Below are 19,081 nucleotides of genomic sequence, written 5' to 3'. Positions count from 1 at the left end.
ACCTAGATTCCGGCGTCCGGCAACCCTGCGACCTGCGGCGCGACCGTCGTAGGGTCGCACCATGGGTCACGAGGTGTGGGAGGTCGGTGACGCGTACGAGGCGTACGTCGGCCGCTGGAGCCGCGCGGTCGCCCGTGAGTTCGTCGCCTGGCTGGCCGTGCCCGCCGGCCGGTCCTGGCTCGACGTCGGCTGCGGCCCGGGCGCCCTGACCACCGCGGCCCTCGCGACCGCGCCAGCCCGGGTGACCGGCGTCGACCGTTCGCCGGGCTTCCTGCGCGACGCGCGTACGCGTGCGGGCGGCCCGCGGAGCGGGTTCGCCGCGGGGGATGCCGCCGCGCTGCCGCTGCCGGGTGGCCGCTTCGACGTCGTCGTCAGCGGGCTGTGTCTCAACTTCGTGTCCGATCCGCGGCGCGCCGCCGCCGAGTTCGCCCGGGTCGTCGCGCCCGGGGGAGTCGCCGCCGCCTACGTCTGGGACTACGGCGGCGGCATGGCGATGATGCGGCACTTCTGGGACGCCGCGACCGCCCTCGATCCCGGTGCCGGGGCGTTCGACGAGGGCCGCCGGTTCCCGCAGTGCGCGCCCGGGCCGCTGGCCGAGTTGTGGGCCGGCGCCGGGCTCGCCGAGGTGGGGACGAGGGCGATCGAGGTGCCGACGGTGTTCGCCGACTTCGCCGATTTCTGGCAGCCCTTTCTCGGCGGCCAGGGCCCCGCGCCCCAGTACGTCGCCGCCCTGACCGGGCCGCGGCGCGCGGCGCTGCGCGACCTGCTGCGTTCCCGGCTGCCCGCCGGTCCCGACGGGTCCATCCGGCTCACCGCCCGGGCCTGGGCGATCCGGGGCGTACTCCACTAGAGACAGCACTTCATCCGTTTCGGCGACATTTCCGCCGGGCGACATTCGATGGTTGCCCCGGCATCGCCCGGCGGCTACGGTCGGTATTCATTCCCGTCATTCCCGGCCGTTGACCGGGGCTCATCGTCGAAGCGCTTCGATTACCCCGGAACGGCTCCGCCCTGGCGAGGGAAACAGGAGAGGGAAACAGGAGGGAAATATGCGAAACAGGCCCCATAGGCGCGTCCTCGCCGTGGTCGCGATCGCGTTGCTCACGCTGCCGGCGGTTCCCGGTGCGGCCGCCGCCGAGCCGTCCTATCCCTTCCGGGATCCGGGCCTCGCCCTCGACGCCCGGGTCGGCGACCTGATCGGCCGGCTCACCCTGGACGAGAAGATCTCGCTGCTGCACCAGTACCAGCCGGCCATTCCGCGGCTGGGCATCGCGCTGTTCAAGGCCGGCACCGAGGCGCTGCACGGGGTGGCCTGGTCCAACGACATCGACGCCGGCGGCGCCGTGGTGACCGCGCGGGGCACCGCCTTCCCGCAGGCCGTCGGCCTCGCCAGCACCTGGGACCCGGCCCTGCTGCGCCGGGTCGGCGCGGTGGTGGGCGACGAGGCCCGCGGCTACCACGCGGCGAACCCGCGGGTGTTCGGGCTCAACCTGTGGGCGCCGGTGGTGAACCCGCTGCGCGACCCGCGCTGGGGCCGCAACGAGGAGGGCTACTCCGAGGACCCGCTGCTGACCGGCGCGATCGCCACCGCGTACGGGCGCGGGCTGCAGGGTGACGATCCCGCCCACCTGAAGACCGCGCCCACGCTCAAGCACTACGCGGCCTACAACAATGAGGCCGGGCGCGACGTCACCTCCTCGAACGTGCCGCAACGGGTGCTCAACGAGTACGAGCGCCCGGTGTTCCGGATCCCGCTCCGGGCCGGCGCGGCGACCGGCGTCATGGCGTCCTACAACCTTCTCAACGGCCGTCCGACCACGGTGGATCCCGATCTGGCGGGCCTGGTCCGCGGCTGGGCCGACCGGCCGCTGTTCAACGTCAGCGACGCCGGCGCCCCGTACAACCTGACCCGGTCGCAGGGATACTTCGCGACCCAGCCCGAGGCGAACGCCGCGGTGCTCAAGGCCGGGCTGGACAGCTTCACCGTGGACGACGGCAACGGCACGCCCACGGTGACCGCGGTCAAGGCCGCGCTCGCGCAGGGCCTGCTGACCGAGGCCGATGTGGACGCGGCGGCCGGGCACGCCCTGAGCATCCGGTTCCGGCTCGGCGAGTTCGATCCCGGCGGCGGCCCCTACGCGTCGATCGGCCCGAGCGTCATCGACAGCCCGGCCCATCGCCGGCTGGCCCGGGAGACCGCCGGCAAGGCGGCCGTCCTGCTGAAGAACAACCGCGACGCGCTGCCGCTCCGGCCGGGCGGCACGGTCGCCGTGGTCGGCCCGCTGGCCGACACCCTCTACACCGACTGGTACGGCGGCAAGCTGCCGTACGAGGTCAGCACGCTCGACGGCGTGCGGGAGCGCGCCGCGAGCGTGACCACCAGCGACGGCGCCGACCGGATCGCGCTGCGGGACGCCGCCACCGGCCGGTACGTGACCTCGACCGGCACCACCGACGCCGACGCTGTCACCGCGACCGGCGCCACCGCGGGCACCGCCGCCCAGTTCGACCTGGTCGACTGGGGACAGGGCGTCGCCACCCTGCGCAACGTCGCCAACGGCAAGTTCCTCGGCTACAACTGGGGGCCGCTGCTGACCCGCGACGACCAGCCCAACGGCTGGTTCGTGCAGCAGCAGTTCAAGCTCGAACGCCAGGCCGACGGCAGCTACGTCCTGCACTACGCCGGCTACGAGACCAAGGAGAGCTGGTTCGGCGCGAACACCTACGTCACGGTCGGCGCGGACGGCAGGCTCGGCCTCGGTGCCGCCACCGCCGCGGGGGCGGCGCACTTCACCCGCGAGGTGATCAGCAGCGGGGTGGCGCAGGCCGTCGCCGCCGCCAAGGGCGCCGACGCCGCGGTGGTCGTGGTGGGCAGCAACCCGTTCATCAACGGGCGGGAGGCGCACGACCGGACCACGACCGCGCTGAGCGAGAGCCAGCACGCGCTCGTCGAGGCGGTGCTGAAGGCGAATCCACGGACGACCGTGGTGCTGCAGACCAGCTACCCGGACTCGATCACCTGGGAGCAGGAGCACGTACCGGCGATCCTCTGGACCACCCATGCCGGCGCCGAGACCGGGCACGCCGTCGCCGACGTGCTCTTCGGCGACGTCAACCCGGCGGGCCGGGTGCCGCAGACCTGGCCCCGCTCGGACGACCAGCTCCCCGCCGACCTGCTGGACTACGACATCATCTCGTCGGAGCAGACCTATCTGTACAGCAGGCAGAAGCCCTTGTACGCCTTCGGCCACGGGCTCTCGTACGCGAGGTTCCGCTACTCGCCGCCGCGCACCCGGACCGCCGGCGGCGAGGTGACCGTGCGCGTCGACGTGACCAACACCGGCACCCGCGCCGGCGACGAGGTCGTGCAGCTCTACAGCCACCAGCGCACCTCGCGCGACAAGATGCCCGTCAAGGCGCTCCGCGCGTTCCAGCGGGTGACCATCGCGCCCGGTGCCACCAAGACCGTCACGCTGCGGTTCGCCCTCGCCGACCTGGTCCACTGGGACGTCACCCGGGAGCGCTGGGTGCTTGAGACCTCCGTGCACGACCTGCTCGTCGGCGCGTCGTCGGCGGACATCCGGCAGCGCACCTCGCTGCCGGTGCGGGGCGAGAGCATCCCGGCCCGGGATCTCACCCGGACGACGCGGGCTGAGAGCTTCGACGCGTACCGGGGGGCACTGCTGGTGGATGAGAGCAAGGCGCGCGGCACCGCCGTGAGCGGCGGCTGGATCGCGTTCCGGGACGCGCGCCTCGGCACCGCCTTCACCGCCCGGGTCGCGAAGGCGACCGCGGGCGCGGGCACCGTGGAGGTCCGGCTCGGCTCGCCGACCGGCCGGTTGCTCGGTACGGCCACGGTGGCGAGCACCGGCGACCGGTACACCTACGCCACCGCCACCGCGCGGCTGGACCGGGCCGGCGGGCGGCACGACGTGTACCTCGTCCTCGGGGCCGGGGTACGGCTGGCCACCTTCCGGGCCGGGTGACCGCCGGCGGTCAGTAGGATCGGCAGGCCAGCAGCGGCGAACGGCAACCGGGGGAGGGGCGATGCCGACGATCAGCGACGTCGCCCGGGCGGCGGGCGTCTCGATGAGCACGGTCTCGTACGTGCTCAGCGGGCGCCGGCCCATCTCCGCGGAGACCCAGGCCCGGGTCAAGGCCGCGATCGCCGAGCTGGGCTACCACCCGCACGCCGGCGCCCGCGCCCTGGCCAGCAGCCGCACCAGCGTGCTGGCGCTGGTGGTGCCGCTGCGGGTCGACGTCAGCGTGCCGGTCATCATGCAGTTCGTCACGGCGGTGGTGACCGCGGCCCGCACCTACAACCACGACGTGCTGCTGCTGACCAAGGACGAGGGCACGGCCGGCCTGGAACGGGTGGCCGGCGCCACCATGGTCGACGCGCTGATCGTGATGGACGTCGAGCGCGACGACGTGCGCATCCCGGCGCTGGGCCGGCTCAAGCAGCCGTCGGTGCTGATCGGCCTGCCGGACGACGCGGCCGGCATCGCCTGCGTCGACCTGGATTTCGCGGCCACCGCGGCCGAGTGCCTGCGGCATCTGGCCGGCCACGGGCATCGCCGGATCGCGCTGATCGGGCCGTCACCCGCGGTGTACGAGCGCGGCACCACCTACGCGTCGCGCTTCCTGACCGGCTTCATCGACACCGCCGCGGAGCTGGGCCTGCGGACCGTGGCGCACCCGTGCGGGCCCGGCGCGGCGGGGGTGCGCGAGTGCCTCGCCGAGATCGACGCCGAGCTGCCGGACGTCTCGGCGCTGGTGGTGCACAACGAGGAGGCGTTGTTGCCGCTGCTGGAGGCGTTGCGCACCAGCGGCCGCCGGATCCCGGCGGATCTCTCCATCGTCGCGGTGTGCCCGCGCGACGTCGCGGTGGGCCTGCCGGTGCGGTTGACCTCGGCCGACATCCCGGCGCACGACGTGGGGACGCTGGCGGTGGAGACGGCGATGGCCCTGCTCGACGGCCGCCGCACGCCGCAGACCCGGCTGCTGGCCCCGACGATCGTCGAACGGGACAGCTGCTCTTCCGCTGGCTGAGGAAATCTCCCCGTCACGCTGTTGACATCTAGGTGAGCCGTTCCCTAGCGTCTGCCCCAGCCCCATCGTCGAAGCGCTTCGACGGCCGTTCGTCGAAGCGCTTCGACGAACACGGTTTCCCCTGGGAGGACGGCATGGTCAGATCCCGAATGAGCCTCGCCGCGGGCGCGCTGCTGTTGGCGGCGTCCCTCGGCCTCACCGCTTGCAGCGACGACTCCGGCTCCGGCGACGAGGGCGCCGACGCCAAGACCTTGACCCTCTGGCACTACGAGGGCCCGACCAGCGCCATGGGCGTCGCCTGGGCCAAGGCGATCGAGCTGTTCAAGGCGAGCCACCCCGGCGTCGAGGTCAAGTTCGAGGCGAAGGGCTTCGAGCAGATCCAGCAGAACGCCGGCATGATCCTCAACTCCGACAGCGCCCCGGACATCCTCGAATACAACAAGGGCAACGCCACCGCCGGCCTGCTCTCCAAGCAGGGCCTGCTCACCGACCTCACCGAGGAGTCCGGCAAGCGGGGCTGGGACAAGAAACTGAGCCCGAGCCTGCAGACCACCACCAAGTACGACGACGACGGCATCATGGGCAGCGGCAAGACCTTCGGCGTGCCGAACTACGGCGAATACGTGATGGTCTACTACAACAAGGACCTGTTCGCGAAGCACAAGGTCGCCGTGCCCACCACGCTGGCCGAGTTCGAGACGGCGATGGACACCTTCGTCAAGGCCGGCGTCACGCCGCTGTCGGTCGGCGGCGCCGAATATCCGGCCCAGCAGATCTTCTACGAGCTGGCGCTCTCCAAGGCGAACCGGGCCTTCGTCGACGACTTCCAGCTCTACAAGAACAAGGTCAACTTCCAGGGCCCGGAGTTCACGTACGGCGCGCAGACGTTCGCCGACTGGGTCAAGAAGGGCTTCATCGCCAAGAACTCCGCCGGTATCAAGGCCGAGGACATGGGCACCGCGTTCACCCAGGGCAAGTTCCCGATCATGATCTCCGGCAGCTGGTGGTACGGCCGCTTCGCCTCGGACATCAAGAACTTCCAGTGGGGCACGTTCCTGTTCCCCGGCAACACGCTGCACCCGGGCTCCAGCGGCAACCTCTGGGTGGTGCCGACCAAGAGCAAGGCCAAGAGCCTGGCGTACGACTTCATCGACATCACCATGCAGCCGGAGGTGCAGGGCCTGCTCGGCAACAACGGCGGTGTCCCGGTGGCGGCGGACTCGGCGCAGATCACCGACGCGAAGAACAAGGAGCTCATCGACAACTTCGCCAAGATCTCCTCGAGCGACGGCCTGGCCTTCTACCCGGACTGGCCCGCTCCCGGCTACTACGACGTGCTGGTCGGCGGCGTGCAGGGGCTGATCAACGGCTCGAAGACCCCGCAGCAGATGCTCGACGAGGTCGCCAAGCCGTACCAGGACAACCTCGCCGACCTCGGCAAATGAGCCGGCAGGGAGGCCGGCACGGCGCCGGATACGGGCTGTACCTGATCCCGGGGGTGCTGGCCTCCCTCGCGGTGATCGTGGTGCCGCTGGTGATGACCGTCGGGGTCAGCTTCACCCGCTGGTCGGGCATCGGCAGCCCGGAGTGGATCGGCTTCGACAACTACACCCGGCTGTTCCAGGACGCGAACTTCTGGGCCTCGTTCGGACACATCCTGCTGCTGATCGTCGCGATGGCCGTGCTACCGACCCTGCTCGGCCTGCTGCTCGCCGCGGTGCTGTTCGACTACATCGCCAAGGTGTACGGGCCGCGCTGGGCCAGCGTGTTCCGCTCCGGGTTCTACCTGCCGCAGGTGCTGCCGGTCGCGGTGACCGGCATCGTCTGGGGCTGGATCCTGCACCCGAGTTACGGGGCGCTGAACCGGATCCTGGAGACCGTCGGGCTCTCCTCGCTGAGCCGCAACTGGCTCGGCGACCCGAAGTACGCGCTCTACAGCGTCATGGCCGTGATGATCTGGTTCCAGCTCGGCTACCCGGTGGTCATGTTCATGTCCGGCCTGCAGCGCATCGACCCCGAGCTGTACGAGGCCGCCGACCTCGACGGGGCCGGCTGGTGGCAGCGCTTCCGGCACATCACGGTGTACCTGATCCGGCCCGAGTTCTACGTGGTGCTGGTGACCACCACCATCGCCGCGCTGAAGATCTTCGGGCAGATCTTCGTGCTGACCCGGGGCGGGCCGAGCAACGCGACCCTGGTGCCGTCGTACTTCGCGTACCAGAACTTCTTCCAGAAGGCCCAGGTCGGCTACGGCTCGGCGATCTCGACCGTACTCACCGTGCTCATCGTCGTGCTGGCGTTCGTGTTCCTGCGCCTGCAGACCCGTGACCAGCGCAAGGGAGCGTGACATCGTGACCGCTCTGGCCACCGCACCGGACCAGCGGGAGGTGACCGCCGCGCCGGGCACCAACCGGCGCCGGTATCCGGCCCGCTTCATCGTCCTGGCCGTGCTGCTCGTCCTGCTCTTGCTGGTCGTGGCGCCGCTGCTGGTCGTCGCGCTCAACGCGGTGAAGAGCCCGGCCGACTACGCCGGCAACGGGCCGCTGTCGATCCCCGAGTCGCTGCACTGGTCGGGCATCGTCGACTTCTGGCAGCGCGTCGACTTCAGCCGCAAGCTGTTCAACAGCTTCATCACCAGCGCCGTCGTGGCCGTACTCGCGGTCATTCTCTCGGTCTTCAACGCGTACGCCCTGGGCATCGGCCGGGTCCGCGGCCGGATCTGGTTCCTGGTCTTCTTCCTGGTGGCCAACCTGCTGCCGCAGGAGGTGCTGGTCTACCCGCTCTACTACCTGTCCAAGAGCCTGCACCTGTACGACAGCCTGTTCTCGATCATCATCATCTTCACGGTGATCCAGAGCGCGTTCGGCACGTACCTGCTCTCTTCGGTCTATGCCGAGTTCCCGACCGAGTTGCTGGACGCCGCCGCGGTCGACGGGGCGGGCCGCTTCCGCACGCTGTGGCGGGTGGTCGTGCCGGTCAGCCGGCCGACGCTGGCGGTGCTGTTCACGTTCTTCTTCATCTGGACGTGGAACGAGTTCTTCCTGCCGCTGGTCTTCCTGATCTCGAACGACAACCAGACCGTCCCGGTCGCGCTCGGCGTGCTGCAGGGTGACAAGCAGATGGACGCCACCACCACCAGCGCCTCGGCCCTGATCGGCATCCTGCCCGCGATGCTCTTCTTCCTGATCTTCCAGCGCACCCTGACCCGCGGCATCACCGCCGGTGCCATCAAGTAAAGGATTTGGTGTATGAAGTTCACCGACGGCTACTGGCGCAAGCGTGACGGCCTGACCGTGCTGCATCCGGTGCAGCTGCAGGACACTGCGGCGGACGCGCGCACGCTGACCGCCTTCGCCACCGCCAAACGGGTGCAGGGGCGCGGGGACACCCTGGACGCGCCGATCATCACCGTCTCGGTCTCCGCCCCGCTGGCCGACGTCGTCCGGGTGTCGATCAGCCACTTCGCCGGCTACCAGCCCCGCAAGCCCGACTTCGAGATCGCCACCGACCCGGACTTCCGCCCGCTGGTGCACGGCAGCGAGCTGACCTCGGGTGCGCTCACCGCGCGGTTCGCCGACGGCGACACCTGGCGGCTGGACTTCCTGGCCGGCGGCGAGCGGCTGACCGGCAGTGGCTGGAAGGGCATGGGGGTCGTCGACACCGCCGAGGGCGAGCACTACGTGCACGAGCAGCTTGACCTCGGGGTCGGCGAGGCCGTCTACGGGCTCGGCGAGCGGTTCGGCCCGCTGGTCAAGAACGGCCAGACCGTCGAGATCTGGAACGAGGACGGCGGTACCAGCAGCGAGCAGGCGTACAAGAACGTGCCGTTCTATCTCACCAACCGCGGCTACGGCGTGCTGGTCGACCACCCGGGCAAGGTCTCCTTCGAGGTCGGCTCCGAGCTGGTCGGGCGGACCCAGTTCAGCGTCGGCGGGCAGTCACTGTCCTATCTGGTCATCTACGGGCCCACCCCGGCCGACATCCTGCGCAAGTACACGGCGCTGACCGGCCGCCCGGCGCTGCCGCCCGCGTGGTCCTTCGGGCTGTGGCTGACCACCTCGTTCACCACCTCGTACGACGAGGAGACGGTCACCGGTTTCGTGGACGGAATGGCCGAGCGGGACCTGCCGCTGAGCGTCTTCCACTTCGACACGTTCTGGATGCGCGAGTTCAGCTGGTGCGACTTCGAGTGGGACGCGCGGATCTTCCCCGACCCGCCGGGCATGCTCAAGCGGCTCTCCGACCGGGGGCTGCGCACCTGCGTCTGGATCAACCCGTACATCGCGCAGCGCTCGCCGCTGTTCGCCGAGGGGATGGCGGCCGGCTACCTGGTCCGCCGGCCCGGCGGCGACGTGTGGCAATGGGACCGCTGGCAGGCCGGCATGGCGCTGGTCGACTTCACCAACCCTGCGGCCCGTTCCTGGTACGCGGGAAAGTTGCGCGCCCTGCTGGAGATGGGCGTGGACGCGTTCAAGTCCGACTTCGGCGAGCGCATCCCGCTCGACGTGGTCTGGCACGACGGCTCGGACCCGGAGCGGATGCACAACTACTACACCCAGCTCTACAACCGGGTGGTCTTCGACGTGCTGCGCGAGCACCGGGGGCGAGGGCGACGCCGTGGTCTTCGCGCGCTCGGCGACCGTGGGCGGCCAGCAGTTCCCGGTCCACTGGGGCGGCGACAACTCCGCCACGTACGAGTCGATGGCGGAGAGCCTGCGCGGCGGGCTGTCGCTGGCGGCGTCCGGGTTCGGCTTCTGGAGCCACGACATCGGCGGCTTCGAGGGACTGCCGGACCCGGCGGTGTTCAAGCGCTGGATCCCGTTCGGGCTGCTCTCCTCGCACAGCCGGCTGCACGGCAACCAGACGTACCGGGTGCCGTGGCTCTTCGACGAGGAGGCGGTGGACGTGCTGCGCTCGTTCACCCGGCTCAAGCACACGCTGATGCCGTACCTGTTCGCCGCGGCCGGCCGGGCGCACCGCGAGGGCCTGCCGGTGATGCGGCCGATGATCTTCGGTTTTCCGCGGGATCCGGCCGTGACCCACCTGGACCGGCAGTACCTGCTCGGCGACAACCTGCTGGTGGCGCCGGTGTTCAGCGCGGCGGGTGACACGTCCTACTACGTGCCGGCCGGCCGCTGGACCAAGTTCCTGACCGGGGAGATCGTCGAGGGCCCGGGCTGGGTGCACGAGACGCACGGCTTCGCCAGCGTGCCGCTGCTGGTGCGCCCGGACTCGGTGCTGGCGCTCGGCGCCCGGACAGACCGGCCGGACTACGACTACCGCGACGGCATCACGCTGAGCCTGTACGAGCTGGCCGAGGGCACGCGCACGACGACCGTACCCGGGCCCCTGGGCGCGCCGGCGACGACGTTCGAGGTCACCAGGCAGGGGGAGACCGCCCGGGTCGTACGGACCGGCGAGGCCGCGCCGTGGCGGGTGCGGTCCGGTGACACGGTGGTCGAGGTGGCCGCGGACGAGGCGACCTGCGAGCTTCGGCTGGGGTAGCGGGCTTCCGCGGGCTTGTGGCTGCCGTGGTGGGCTTCGGCTTCCTGTGGGCTTGTGGCTGCCGTGGTGGGCTTCCTGCGGGCCTATGGCTGCCGTAGTGGGCGGATGCCGTCGATGGCGAGGCTGAGCAGCCGCTCGGCCTCGCTGCCGGTGTCGCCCGGGCCGTGCTCGACGGTCATCGAGATGGCGACCACCAGGGTCAGCAGGTCGGTGATCGACACCTCGGGGCGCACCGCGCCCGCCGATTGGGCCCGCGTCACCAGCTCCGCACCGGCCTCCTCGACCGTCCGGTGGCAGGCGTTGTCGGCGCTCGGCAGCAGCGACGAGGCCAGGCCGCGGGTCGAGGCGACGGAGGCACCGACCGCGCGCAGCCAGATCGTCAGGGCGGGGCCGGGCTCCGCGCCCGCGGCGAGCTGGTGTGCCTGCCGGCACAGCGCCTCGACCCGGTCGTGGAAGACCGCGGAGAGCAGCGCCTGCCGGGACGGGAAGTGCCGGTGCAGCGTGGCTGAGCCGACGCCCGCCTGCCGGGCGATCTCCTCCAGCGACGCCCCGGCGCCGTCGCGCGCGAACGCCGCCGAGGCGGCGGCGACCAGTTGGTCGTAGTTGCGCCGGGCGTCCGCGCGTCTGGGTCGCATGCCTCACCATCCCGGGCGGTTCGTGAAACGGGGCGCCCCTCCGCATCGTACCGGGAAGCCGCGGTGCCCGCATGTCGACCGCCGGCCGCGCGCTAGCCGCGGACTCGGGCCGGGCTGGTGGACCGCCACGGGGCGACGGTGGTCCGGCCGGCGTGCCGCAGCATCACCCTGACCACCAGCGGGTGCACCAGGCGTACGACGGCGAGATAGGCGCGGCCGGCCCGGGAGCGGGTCGCCGCCAGGGTGGCCACGGTGATCGTCGTGCCGTCGGGGTCCGGCTCGACCAGGACGCCGGCTCGGAAGTTCAGGTGGCCGGCGTCGGTGCCGAGCAGCACCTCACAATCCGTACGGGTGATGGTGTCGAAGGCCGAGGCGTCGCCGCGCTCGATGCCGAGCGCGGGGACCAGCCGGTTCCGCAGGCGCAGCAGCGCGACCACGACCCGGGGCGGATTGCGGAAGATCGCGTCCGCCCAGTCCTGCGGGTCGGTGGTGGTGCCGGGTGGCACCCGCAGCGCGAAGGCGTCGGCCAGCTCGGGCCGGAGGACGGAGCCGGGCAGCAGGGCCGCGGCGGTGGGGACCGGCACGGCGCGTACCCGGGCGCTCTCCATGCTGACGGCGAGCCGGGCCCGCCACGGATACCGGACGGGATGCGTGACGGTGCCGGTCGTGGCACGTTCGGCGTTGTCCAGCAGGTGTTCGATGACGGTGTCGTGGCAGACCCGCACCAGGGCGGGCCAGAGCAGTCGCATGCTGCCGACCGGCCGGGCGCTCAACCGGTGCCGCAGCACGCAGGCGCGCGGGCCGCGCTCCTCGACCTCCAGGGTGTGGGTGCCGATCAGGCCGGTGCCCGGGTGGAAGGTCAGCTCGACCCGCCGGCCCGGCTCCCACCCGGTGACGTGGTAGCGGACCGGGCCGTGCCCGCCGTCGGCGCCCACGGCGAGCGGCCGGTCGAACCGCACCGGCACCCAGGCGGGCGAGGGCCAGAGCGGGTCGTCGGCGGCGCCGATCCGGTCCACCAGCCGGCCCACCTCCGCCGCCGGAACCGGCAACGCTCGTTCGTGGACATTGTGCACCGTGGCAGTCATCGTCGCCTCCGTACGCTCCCGTATGTTTTCCATACGCTACCGTACAGTGATGAGCGAGCGACGTGTCCGGCGCGGCACCGGCAAGCGGACGGCGCCCCGGCTGACGGCCGACGACTGGACCTCGGCGGCCCTGGACGCGATGGCCCGCGGCGGCCTCGCGGCGGTCGCGGTCGAGCCCCTCGCGGCCGGGCTGGGCGCCACCAAGGGCAGCTTCTACTGGCATTTCGCCAACCGCGACGCCCTGATCGAGGCGGCCGTGCTGCGGTGGGAACGCGAGCACACCGATGCCGTCATCGGCCACGTCGACGCCGAACCCGACCCGCTGGCCCGGCTCCGGCTGCTCATCGGCCTCGTCCTGGAATCCACGGTGCTGCAGGAGGACGGCTCCATCGAGCTGGCGATGCTGGCCACGGCCGACCACCCGCACGTCGCCCCGGTGCTCGCCCGGGTCACCGAGCGCCGGGTGGCATACACCGCGGGGCTGTTCGCCGCGCTCGGCTGGCCGGCCGCGGAAGCCCGGCGGCGTGGGCTGCTGGCGGTCACCGCGTACCTGGGCTATGCGCAGCTCGCGCACGTCGCGCCCGGCACCCTGCCCGCCGCCGAGGCGGACCGCCGCGGCTACGTCGACCGGGTCATCCGGCTGCTCACCGCCGCCGACGGCTGACCACCGCGCCCTACCTCGCCGCCACCCAAGCGGAGCTTCGCCGGCTCGACGCCGCCGCTGCCGGCTGGCCCGCGGTCGGCTCGACGAGGCCGGGTGTTCGTCCGCGATGAGTTTCCGGGCGCCGGTCGGTCCTACCTGACGACTCGGAGGAGCGGGAAATGCGAATTGAAGTCAACGGTGTCGAGTTGTGCGTGGAAACCTTCGGGAGCCCGGCGGACCCGCCGGTGCTGCTGGTCGGCGTCACCACGCTGAGCTGGGCTGATGAGCTGTGCGCCGCGCTGGCCGGGCGGTATGTGGTGCGTTATGACCTGCGTGACGCCGGCCGGTCGACGTTCGCCGACCCGGACGCGCCCGGCTACGACCTGCGCGACCTGGTGACCGACGCGTCCGAGTTGTTGGTGGCCCTCGGTCTGGGGCGTACACACGTGGCCGGGCTGGGCGTCGGGGGTTTCATCGCGCAGCTGCTCGCGCTCGATCACCCCGACCAGGTCGCGTCGCTGACGCTGGTCTCCACCCGTCCGGTCGCGCCCGGCCCGGCCGATCCCGACCTGCCCGACCACGCGCCGGAGCTGATGGGGCAGCTGTTCGGGCGTCCCGAGCCGGACTGGACCGATCGGAACAGCGTGATCGACCACCTGACCGGTTCCGCGCGGTTGATGTCCGGGTCGCGGGGATTCGACGAGCGGGATGTCCGGGCGGCCGCCGGGTCGGTCTTCGACCGAACGGGACGCACGACGAAGGCGCAGCGGGCGAGCCACCTCGGCAGCATGTTCGCGGCCATCGACTGCCGGCCGCGGTGGCGCGAGCGGCTCGGCGAGATCACCGCGCCGACCCTGGTGGTCCACGGGGACGAGGATCCGTTCTTCCCGTACGGCAACGGGGTGGCGCTGGCCGAGGAGATCCCGGGCGCCACGCTGCTCACACTGCCCGGCATCGGCCAGGGCATACCGCGCGTGACGTGGACGGCCGTCGTGGACGCCCTGCTGCGTCACACATCCTGACCGCCGCAGTCCCTCTCGGGGGAAGGTCACCAGTGGACTGCTGCCCTGACCGCCTGGGCGACTTGGCGAACGGAGTTCGTCGTCGCATCGACGGCGACGTCCTCGGCATGCGGATTGCGCAGGGCGATGCCACCGTTGAAGGGATCATCGGGCGGGCAGGGCCAGGACCGGCGGAGCCAGTCGCATGAAGCTAGTGTCTCGTGATGCTGGTTGCGTTATGTGACTGGTTCGTTGATCCTGGTGTGATGCTGGACGAGGAGCGGGCTGCGGAGTTGCGGGCGGTGCTGAACAGCCGGGATGTGCCGGCGGTGGTCGCGACCCGGGCGCGGATCGTGTTGTGGATGGCCGAGGGGCGCCGGCGTAAGGACGTGGCCGTGTTGGCCGGGGTGTCGTTGCCGACGGTGGACCGGTGGGTGGATCGGTACGCCGCTGAAGGCCTGGCCGGTTTGGAGGACGGCTCCCATGCCGCGCCCCGCGAGCAGGTGCCGGGTTGGGTCCGGGGTCGGATTCTGGCGTTGTCCCGGATGTCGCCGCCGGTCGATACGGGGTTGTCGCACTGGTCGAGCAGGGAGATGGCCGCGTATGTGAAGCGGGTCGAGGGGGTGTCGGTGTCCTGGCATTACGTGGCGAATCTGTGGCGGGACAACGGGTTGCAGCCGTCGCGGCAGGGCACGTTCAAACTCTCGAAGGATCCGGCGTTCGCGGAGAAGGTCGCCGACGTCATCGGTTTGTATCTGGACCCGCCGGGCGGGGCGGTGGTGTTGTCGATCGACGAGAAGACCCAGATCCAGGCGTTGGATCGGACCCAGCCGTTGCTGCCGCTGGACTTCGGCCTGTCGGAGAAGCGCACGCATGACTACAAGCGGCACGGCACCACGAATCTGTTCGCGGCGTTGAACACCGGCACCGGTGAGGTCTTCGCCGACTGCCATCCCCGCCGTACCGCGGTGGAGTTCCTGGCCTTCGTCAAACGCGCCGTGAAACCGCATGCCGGTAAAGAGATCCACGTCGTGCTGGACAACCTATCCACCCACGACACCCCCGAGGTCAGAGCCTGGCTGGCCGCGAACCCGAACGTCACCTTCCACTTCACCCCGGTCGGATCGTCGTGGATCAACCAGATCGAAACCTGGTTCGGGATCATCACCAAGCAAGCCATCCGCCGGGGCACGTTCACCTCGGTCAACGCCCTGATCCACCGCATCCGCGCCTACATCGAGCACTGGAACACCGATCCGGAACCGTTCGTCTGGACCGCCACCGCCGACGAGATCCTGGCCAAGGTCCGCTGGGTGCAGACCAGCGTCAGACAACTCGTCGACAACAACGCCAAGTAACACAACCAGAATCACGCGACACTAGGGCAGCCGGGGTATCCCCGTCACTCAGATTCCCATGCTCGCGGTACACCTCACGTCGAGTGGCGGTTCCCCGCGGCGGCGACCTTCCTGGACGCTCGACCGCGGACGGCGAGCACCGCGACCGGAATGAGCATGATCAGCCAGCCCTGCCAGCCGCTGAGCCCGGTCAGCCAGCCGTCGATCCTCGGTTCGGCCGCCTTGTCCGCGACCACCACCTGCACGAACCCGAAGACGACGGTGTTGTTGACCGCGTGCCCCACCACCGCCGGCCAGATCGACCCGGCGGCCAGCCGCAGCCACCCCAGCACCATTCCGAAGAACACACAGAAGATCGTGAACGGCAGCAGGGACCGCAGCGCGTCCCCGCTGATGGAGAACCACGGGCCGACATAGAACGGCAGATGCCACACTCCGCAGATCACGCCGATCAGGACCAGCGCCGGCCACGTGCCCATTCGCTCGCGCAGCCGGTTCAGCAGGTAGCCGCGCCAGCCCCATTCCTCGCAGAACGCCAGCGGCAGGATCAACGCGAACTGCACCAGGTTGGCGGCGAGAGCCTGCCCGATCAGCGCCCACGGGACACCGGCCTGACCGGCGGTCTCCGGGGCGTAGCCGTCGCGCAGCGCGGAGAATCCGTCCAGGTCGGCCGGATAGAGCCCGGTCACCGCATTGAGCGCGACGGCCAGCGCCGACATCGCGATGAACAGCACGAAGGCGAGCAGGCAATACCCGGCCGTCCGCCGGATCGGGCGGACCGGAACCAGCGCGGTCGCCTCGGCGATGTTCGCCGGCCGCCACACATAGCGGGCCGCCACCCAGGTCGCGACCGCGACCGACAGCATCGCCGCGAAGAAGAGTATGCGCACACCGGTGACCTGCTCGAACACCCATAGCGCCCACGGCAGCCCGAACACGATCCCCAGGAACACCCGGACGTCGGCAGTCAATCTTGTCGTCCCCATCGGGCAATCATGGCGATTGCCGGGTCCGGGCGCTGTCCCGCGACTGCGATCATGGCGGCCGCGAAGACTTGATCTCCCGAATACAAGCTCGCTTGTACTATCCCTGGCGGTGCGGTACGACAGCTGTTCAGGATGCTCTTGCCGCATCGGAGGTCGAACACGTGACGACCGCTCCGCCAGATGACGCTTCGGCCGGGAGCCCGACCGTGCTGCGCATCATGCTGGGTGGGCAGTTGCGTCAGCTCCGGGAGTCGCGGGGCATCAGCCGGGAGACCGCCGGATACGAGATCCGGGCCTCCGAATCGAAGATCAGCCGAGTGGAGCTGGGCCGGGTCGGTTTCAAGGAGCGGGATGTCGCGGACCTGCTCACGTTGTACGGCGTGGTCGACGAGGCCGAGCGCGCCCCGGTGCTCGCCCTGGTGCGCCGGGCGAATTCTCCGGGTTGGTGGCACAGGTACGGAGACATACTGCCCGCCTGGTTCCAGCCCTACCTGGGTTTGGAGGCGTCAGCCTCGGTGATCCGCACGTACGAGGTCAAGTTCGTTCCCGGTCTGCTGCAGACGGAGGACTACGCCCGAGCGGTGGTGCTCCTCGGCCACCAGCGGGCCTCGCCGGCGGAGATCGAGCACCGGGTTCGGCTTCGGATGGAACGTCAGCAGCGGGTCTTCTCCGGCCCCGGTGGTGGGCCGCAGATCTGGGCCGTGGTGGACGAGGCGGCGCTGCGGCGGCCGGTCGGCGGTTCCGAGGTGATGCGGGCCCAGCTCAAGAACCTCATCGACGCCACCCCGAATACGCATGTCCGCCTGCAGGTGATCCCCTTCAGATCCGGCGGGTATGCGGCGGCCGGCGGGCCGTTCACCGTGCTGCGGTTCCGCGACCAGGAACTGCCTGACATGGTCTACATCGAGCTGCTCACCAGCGCGCTGTATCTCGACAAACGCGAGGAAACCCACGATTACGTCCTGATGATGGACCAGTTGGCCGTCGAGGCGGAACCGCCGGCCCGTACCGTCGAGCTTTTGGAAGCGGCCCTCGCCGATCTCGCGAATCAAGGCCGCTGACACTAGAATTGCGACGATCCGCAGGCTTCCCTCCGGAAAGGCTTGTTCCGATGGCTGAGCCAGTGCCCGGCTCGAAGATCGACGTCACCGTCCCGCATTCGGCCCGGATCTGGAATTACTGGATGGGCGGCAAGGACAACTATCCCGTCGACCGCGAGGCCGGGGATGCGTTTGCCGCGATCTCCCCCGGCGTCTTCGACCTGGCGAGGCAGTCCCGGAAGTTTCTTATCCGGGCCGTCAACCATCTGGCCACCGAGGCGGGCGTGCGTCAATTCCTCGACATCGGCACCGGGCTGCCGACGATGGACAACACCCACGAGGTCGCCCAGCGGGCCGCCCCGGAGGCCCGCGTCGTGTATGTCGACAACGACCCGCTCGTGCTGGCACACGCCCGCGCCCTGCTCACCAACACCACCGACGAGGGCGTCACCGACTACATCGACGTCGACTTTCACGACCCGGATCAGATCGTGGCCGACGCCAGGAACGTCCTGAACTTCACCAAGCCGGTCGCGGTCATGTTCATGGGCGTCCTCGGCCACGTGGCCGATTTCGACGAGGTGCGCTCCATCGTGGCCGGGGTGATGAACGCGGTCCCGTCCGGCAGCTACCTCGTGCTGTGGGACGGCACTGACACCAGCGAGGAGCAGGTCACCGCCGCCGACGACTACAAGGAGACCGGCGGCGAGGCCTACATCGTGCGGAGCCCGGAGCAACTCGCCCGGTGCTTCGAGGGCCTGGAGATCCTGGAGCCGGGCCTGGTGTCGATATCGCGATGGCGGCCGGATCCCGCCGAGGGCGACGCGGAGCCGGTGGACGGGTACGGCGCCGTGGCCCGCAAGCCGTAGCGCCCCCGGCGCTGCCCACGACGCGCCCGGGCCGCACGCTGGCGCGGGAACGGGTCCCGGGGAAGGCTGGGACCATGACTGAGCCGCTCTGGACCGGGCCCGCCGTCGCCCTGGTCAACCTGTTCGACGCCGATGCCGCGGTCGATGCCGAGGGCACCGCCGAGCATGCCGCCCGGGTGGTCGAGGCCGGCATCCGCGCGGTGGTGGTGAACGGCAGCACCGGCGAGGCCGCCGCGCTCTCCGACGCCGAGCGGGTGGCGTTGATCGCCGCCGTCCGCGCGGCCTGCCCGGGTGTGCCGGTCATCGCCGGCGCCTCCGGGGACTGGTGGCAGCAGGCCGCCGCCCGCGTCGCCGGGGCGATCGACGCGGGTGCGGACGCCGTGCTCGTCGCGCCGCCGCGGCTGGGTGGCGCGCTGACCGGCTACTACGCCCGGGTGGTCGACGCCGCCGCCGGGGTGCCCGTGCTGGCCTACCACTACCCGGGCGTCGCGGGCGGCCCGGTGCCGGTCGAGGCCCTGCCCGGCCTGGGCGTGGGCGGGATCAAGGATTCCAGTGGCGATCCGGCCCGGTTCGGGCACGAGCTCGGCCTCGGCGGCGACCTCGCCGTCTACACCGGGGCTTCCGCGCTGCTGGGCTACGCGAGCTGGCTGGGCGCGGCCGGGGCCATCGTCGCGGCGGCGAACCTCGTACCCGGGGAATGTCTTGCCGCCTGGGACCGCGACGCCGCCGCGCAGCACGTGGTGTCGCGCACCGAGCGGGAGAGCAAGGCCCTGCCGGGCGGCCTCAAGGAGGCCATGGCCCGGCAGTACGGCACCTCACCGGTACGCCGGCTGGGCTGAACCGTCCGAGCGGCGGGTGAATGGGGGGCGACGCCGGGCACATCCCGCCACGTTTGTCGCGCCTCGGG

General features: G+C 70.8%; 15 protein-coding genes and 1 pseudogene. 13 read left to right on the top strand and 3 right to left on the bottom strand.

Features of this window, described 5'->3' with window-relative positions:
- The first annotated feature begins 61 nt into the window (after nt 1-61).
- From DMB66_RS03840 to yicI, 7 genes and pseudogenes are all read left to right on the top strand, one after another.
- Nucleotides 62-850 carry a class I SAM-dependent methyltransferase gene (locus DMB66_RS03840; RefSeq protein ID WP_125802581.1) on the top strand — a complete coding sequence of 263 codons (789 nt, stop codon included), beginning with the start codon at nt 62-64 and terminating at the stop codon, nt 848-850.
- A gap of 199 nt (nt 851-1,049) precedes the next feature.
- Nucleotides 1,050-3,986, top strand: a complete 2,937-nt coding sequence (locus tag DMB66_RS03835; RefSeq protein ID WP_125802580.1) for a glycoside hydrolase family 3 protein — start codon at nt 1,050-1,052, stop codon at nt 3,984-3,986.
- 61 nt (nt 3,987-4,047) lie between these two features.
- Complete coding sequence (locus tag DMB66_RS03830; RefSeq protein WP_125802579.1) at nt 4,048-5,052, top strand: LacI family DNA-binding transcriptional regulator; 1,005 nt, start codon at nt 4,048-4,050, stop codon at nt 5,050-5,052.
- Between the two features lie 134 nt (nt 5,053-5,186).
- Entirely contained in the window at nt 5,187-6,497 is a 1,311-nt protein-coding gene (locus DMB66_RS03825; protein WP_125802578.1) for an extracellular solute-binding protein, read from the top strand.
- Nucleotides 6,494-7,399 (top strand): carbohydrate ABC transporter permease, encoded by a 906-nt coding sequence (locus tag DMB66_RS03820; protein ID WP_125802577.1) that lies wholly within the window; start codon nt 6,494-6,496, stop codon nt 7,397-7,399. The genes DMB66_RS03825 and DMB66_RS03820 overlap by 4 nt, the downstream gene beginning before the upstream one ends.
- A gap of 4 nt (nt 7,400-7,403) precedes the next feature.
- On the top strand, nt 7,404-8,288 hold the full coding sequence (locus DMB66_RS03815; protein WP_199751889.1) for a carbohydrate ABC transporter permease: 885 nt from the start codon (nt 7,404-7,406) through the stop codon (nt 8,286-8,288).
- A 12-nt stretch (nt 8,289-8,300) separates the two neighbouring features.
- Nucleotides 8,301-10,557 (top strand): annotated as a pseudogene (gene yicI / locus DMB66_RS03810) (alpha-xylosidase).
- 83 nt (nt 10,558-10,640) lie between these two features.
- Here the strand turns inward: yicI and DMB66_RS03805 are convergent.
- On the bottom strand, nt 10,641-11,192 hold the full coding sequence (locus tag DMB66_RS03805) for a TetR/AcrR family transcriptional regulator (protein WP_125802576.1): 552 nt from the start codon (nt 11,190-11,192) through the stop codon (nt 10,641-10,643).
- Between the two features lie 92 nt (nt 11,193-11,284).
- Entirely contained in the window at nt 11,285-12,277 is a 993-nt protein-coding gene (locus DMB66_RS03800) for a DUF2867 domain-containing protein (RefSeq protein WP_125802575.1), read from the bottom strand.
- Nucleotides 12,278-12,326: 49 nt separating this feature from the next.
- Here DMB66_RS03800 and DMB66_RS03795 point away from each other — a divergent pair, with 49 nt between their 5' ends.
- From DMB66_RS03795 to DMB66_RS03785, 3 genes are all read left to right on the top strand, one after another.
- Nucleotides 12,327-12,941, top strand: coding sequence for a TetR/AcrR family transcriptional regulator (locus tag DMB66_RS03795; RefSeq protein ID WP_125802574.1), 615 nt, complete (start codon nt 12,327-12,329; stop codon nt 12,939-12,941).
- Nucleotides 12,942-13,099: 158 nt separating this feature from the next.
- Entirely contained in the window at nt 13,100-13,942 is an 843-nt protein-coding gene (locus tag DMB66_RS03790; RefSeq protein WP_125802573.1) for an alpha/beta fold hydrolase, read from the top strand.
- Nucleotides 13,943-14,187: 245 nt separating this feature from the next.
- Entirely contained in the window at nt 14,188-15,279 is a 1,092-nt protein-coding gene (locus DMB66_RS03785) for an IS630 family transposase (protein ID WP_125802572.1), read from the top strand.
- A gap of 74 nt (nt 15,280-15,353) precedes the next feature.
- Here DMB66_RS03785 and DMB66_RS03780 read toward each other — a convergent pair whose 3' ends face one another.
- A complete protein-coding gene (locus DMB66_RS03780) occupies nt 15,354-16,265 on the bottom strand; it encodes a CPBP family intramembrane glutamic endopeptidase (protein WP_125802571.1) in 912 nt (303 codons plus the stop codon).
- Between the two features lie 161 nt (nt 16,266-16,426).
- Here DMB66_RS03780 and DMB66_RS03775 point away from each other — a divergent pair, with 161 nt between their 5' ends.
- From DMB66_RS03775 to DMB66_RS03765, 3 genes are all read left to right on the top strand, one after another.
- Entirely contained in the window at nt 16,427-17,326 is a 900-nt protein-coding gene (locus DMB66_RS03775) for a helix-turn-helix domain-containing protein (RefSeq protein WP_370318329.1), read from the top strand.
- A gap of 50 nt (nt 17,327-17,376) precedes the next feature.
- Nucleotides 17,377-18,174 (top strand): SAM-dependent methyltransferase, encoded by a 798-nt coding sequence (locus DMB66_RS03770; RefSeq protein ID WP_125802570.1) that lies wholly within the window; start codon nt 17,377-17,379, stop codon nt 18,172-18,174.
- Between the two features lie 74 nt (nt 18,175-18,248).
- Nucleotides 18,249-19,013: a dihydrodipicolinate synthase family protein gene (locus DMB66_RS03765; protein ID WP_158647135.1), complete on the top strand. Its 765-nt coding sequence runs from the start codon at nt 18,249-18,251 to the stop codon at nt 19,011-19,013.
- Nucleotides 19,014-19,081: the final 68 nt, after the last annotated feature.

The organism is Actinoplanes sp. ATCC 53533 (assembly GCF_003947245.1).
The sequence above is the reverse complement of the archived record's forward strand: the minus strand, read 5'-3'. Positions and strand labels throughout refer to the sequence as shown.

Excerpts from the sequence above, each read along its gene's own strand:
- DMB66_RS03840 (WP_125802581.1), top strand. The coding sequence starts at position 62 with ATGGGTCACGAGGTGTGGGAGGTCGGTGACGCGTACGAGGCGTACGTC.
- DMB66_RS03835 (WP_125802580.1), top strand. The coding sequence starts at position 1,050 with ATGCGAAACAGGCCCCATAGGCGCGTCCTCGCCGTGGTCGCGATCGCG.
- DMB66_RS03830 (WP_125802579.1), top strand. The coding sequence starts at position 4,048 with ATGCCGACGATCAGCGACGTCGCCCGGGCGGCGGGCGTCTCGATGAGC.
- DMB66_RS03825 (WP_125802578.1), top strand. The coding sequence starts at position 5,187 with ATGGTCAGATCCCGAATGAGCCTCGCCGCGGGCGCGCTGCTGTTGGCG.
- DMB66_RS03820 (WP_125802577.1), top strand. The coding sequence starts at position 6,494 with ATGAGCCGGCAGGGAGGCCGGCACGGCGCCGGATACGGGCTGTACCTG.
- DMB66_RS03805 (WP_125802576.1), bottom strand. The coding sequence starts at position 11,192 with ATGCGACCCAGACGCGCGGACGCCCGGCGCAACTACGACCAACTGGTC.
- DMB66_RS03800 (WP_125802575.1), bottom strand. The coding sequence starts at position 12,277 with ATGACTGCCACGGTGCACAATGTCCACGAACGAGCGTTGCCGGTTCCG.
- DMB66_RS03795 (WP_125802574.1), top strand. The coding sequence starts at position 12,327 with ATGAGCGAGCGACGTGTCCGGCGCGGCACCGGCAAGCGGACGGCGCCC.
- DMB66_RS03790 (WP_125802573.1), top strand. The coding sequence starts at position 13,100 with ATGCGAATTGAAGTCAACGGTGTCGAGTTGTGCGTGGAAACCTTCGGG.
- DMB66_RS03785 (WP_125802572.1), top strand. The coding sequence starts at position 14,188 with ATGCTGGACGAGGAGCGGGCTGCGGAGTTGCGGGCGGTGCTGAACAGC.
- DMB66_RS03780 (WP_125802571.1), bottom strand. The coding sequence starts at position 16,265 with ATGGGGACGACAAGATTGACTGCCGACGTCCGGGTGTTCCTGGGGATC.
- DMB66_RS03770 (WP_125802570.1), top strand. The coding sequence starts at position 17,377 with ATGGCTGAGCCAGTGCCCGGCTCGAAGATCGACGTCACCGTCCCGCAT.
- DMB66_RS03765 (WP_158647135.1), top strand. The coding sequence starts at position 18,249 with ATGACTGAGCCGCTCTGGACCGGGCCCGCCGTCGCCCTGGTCAACCTG.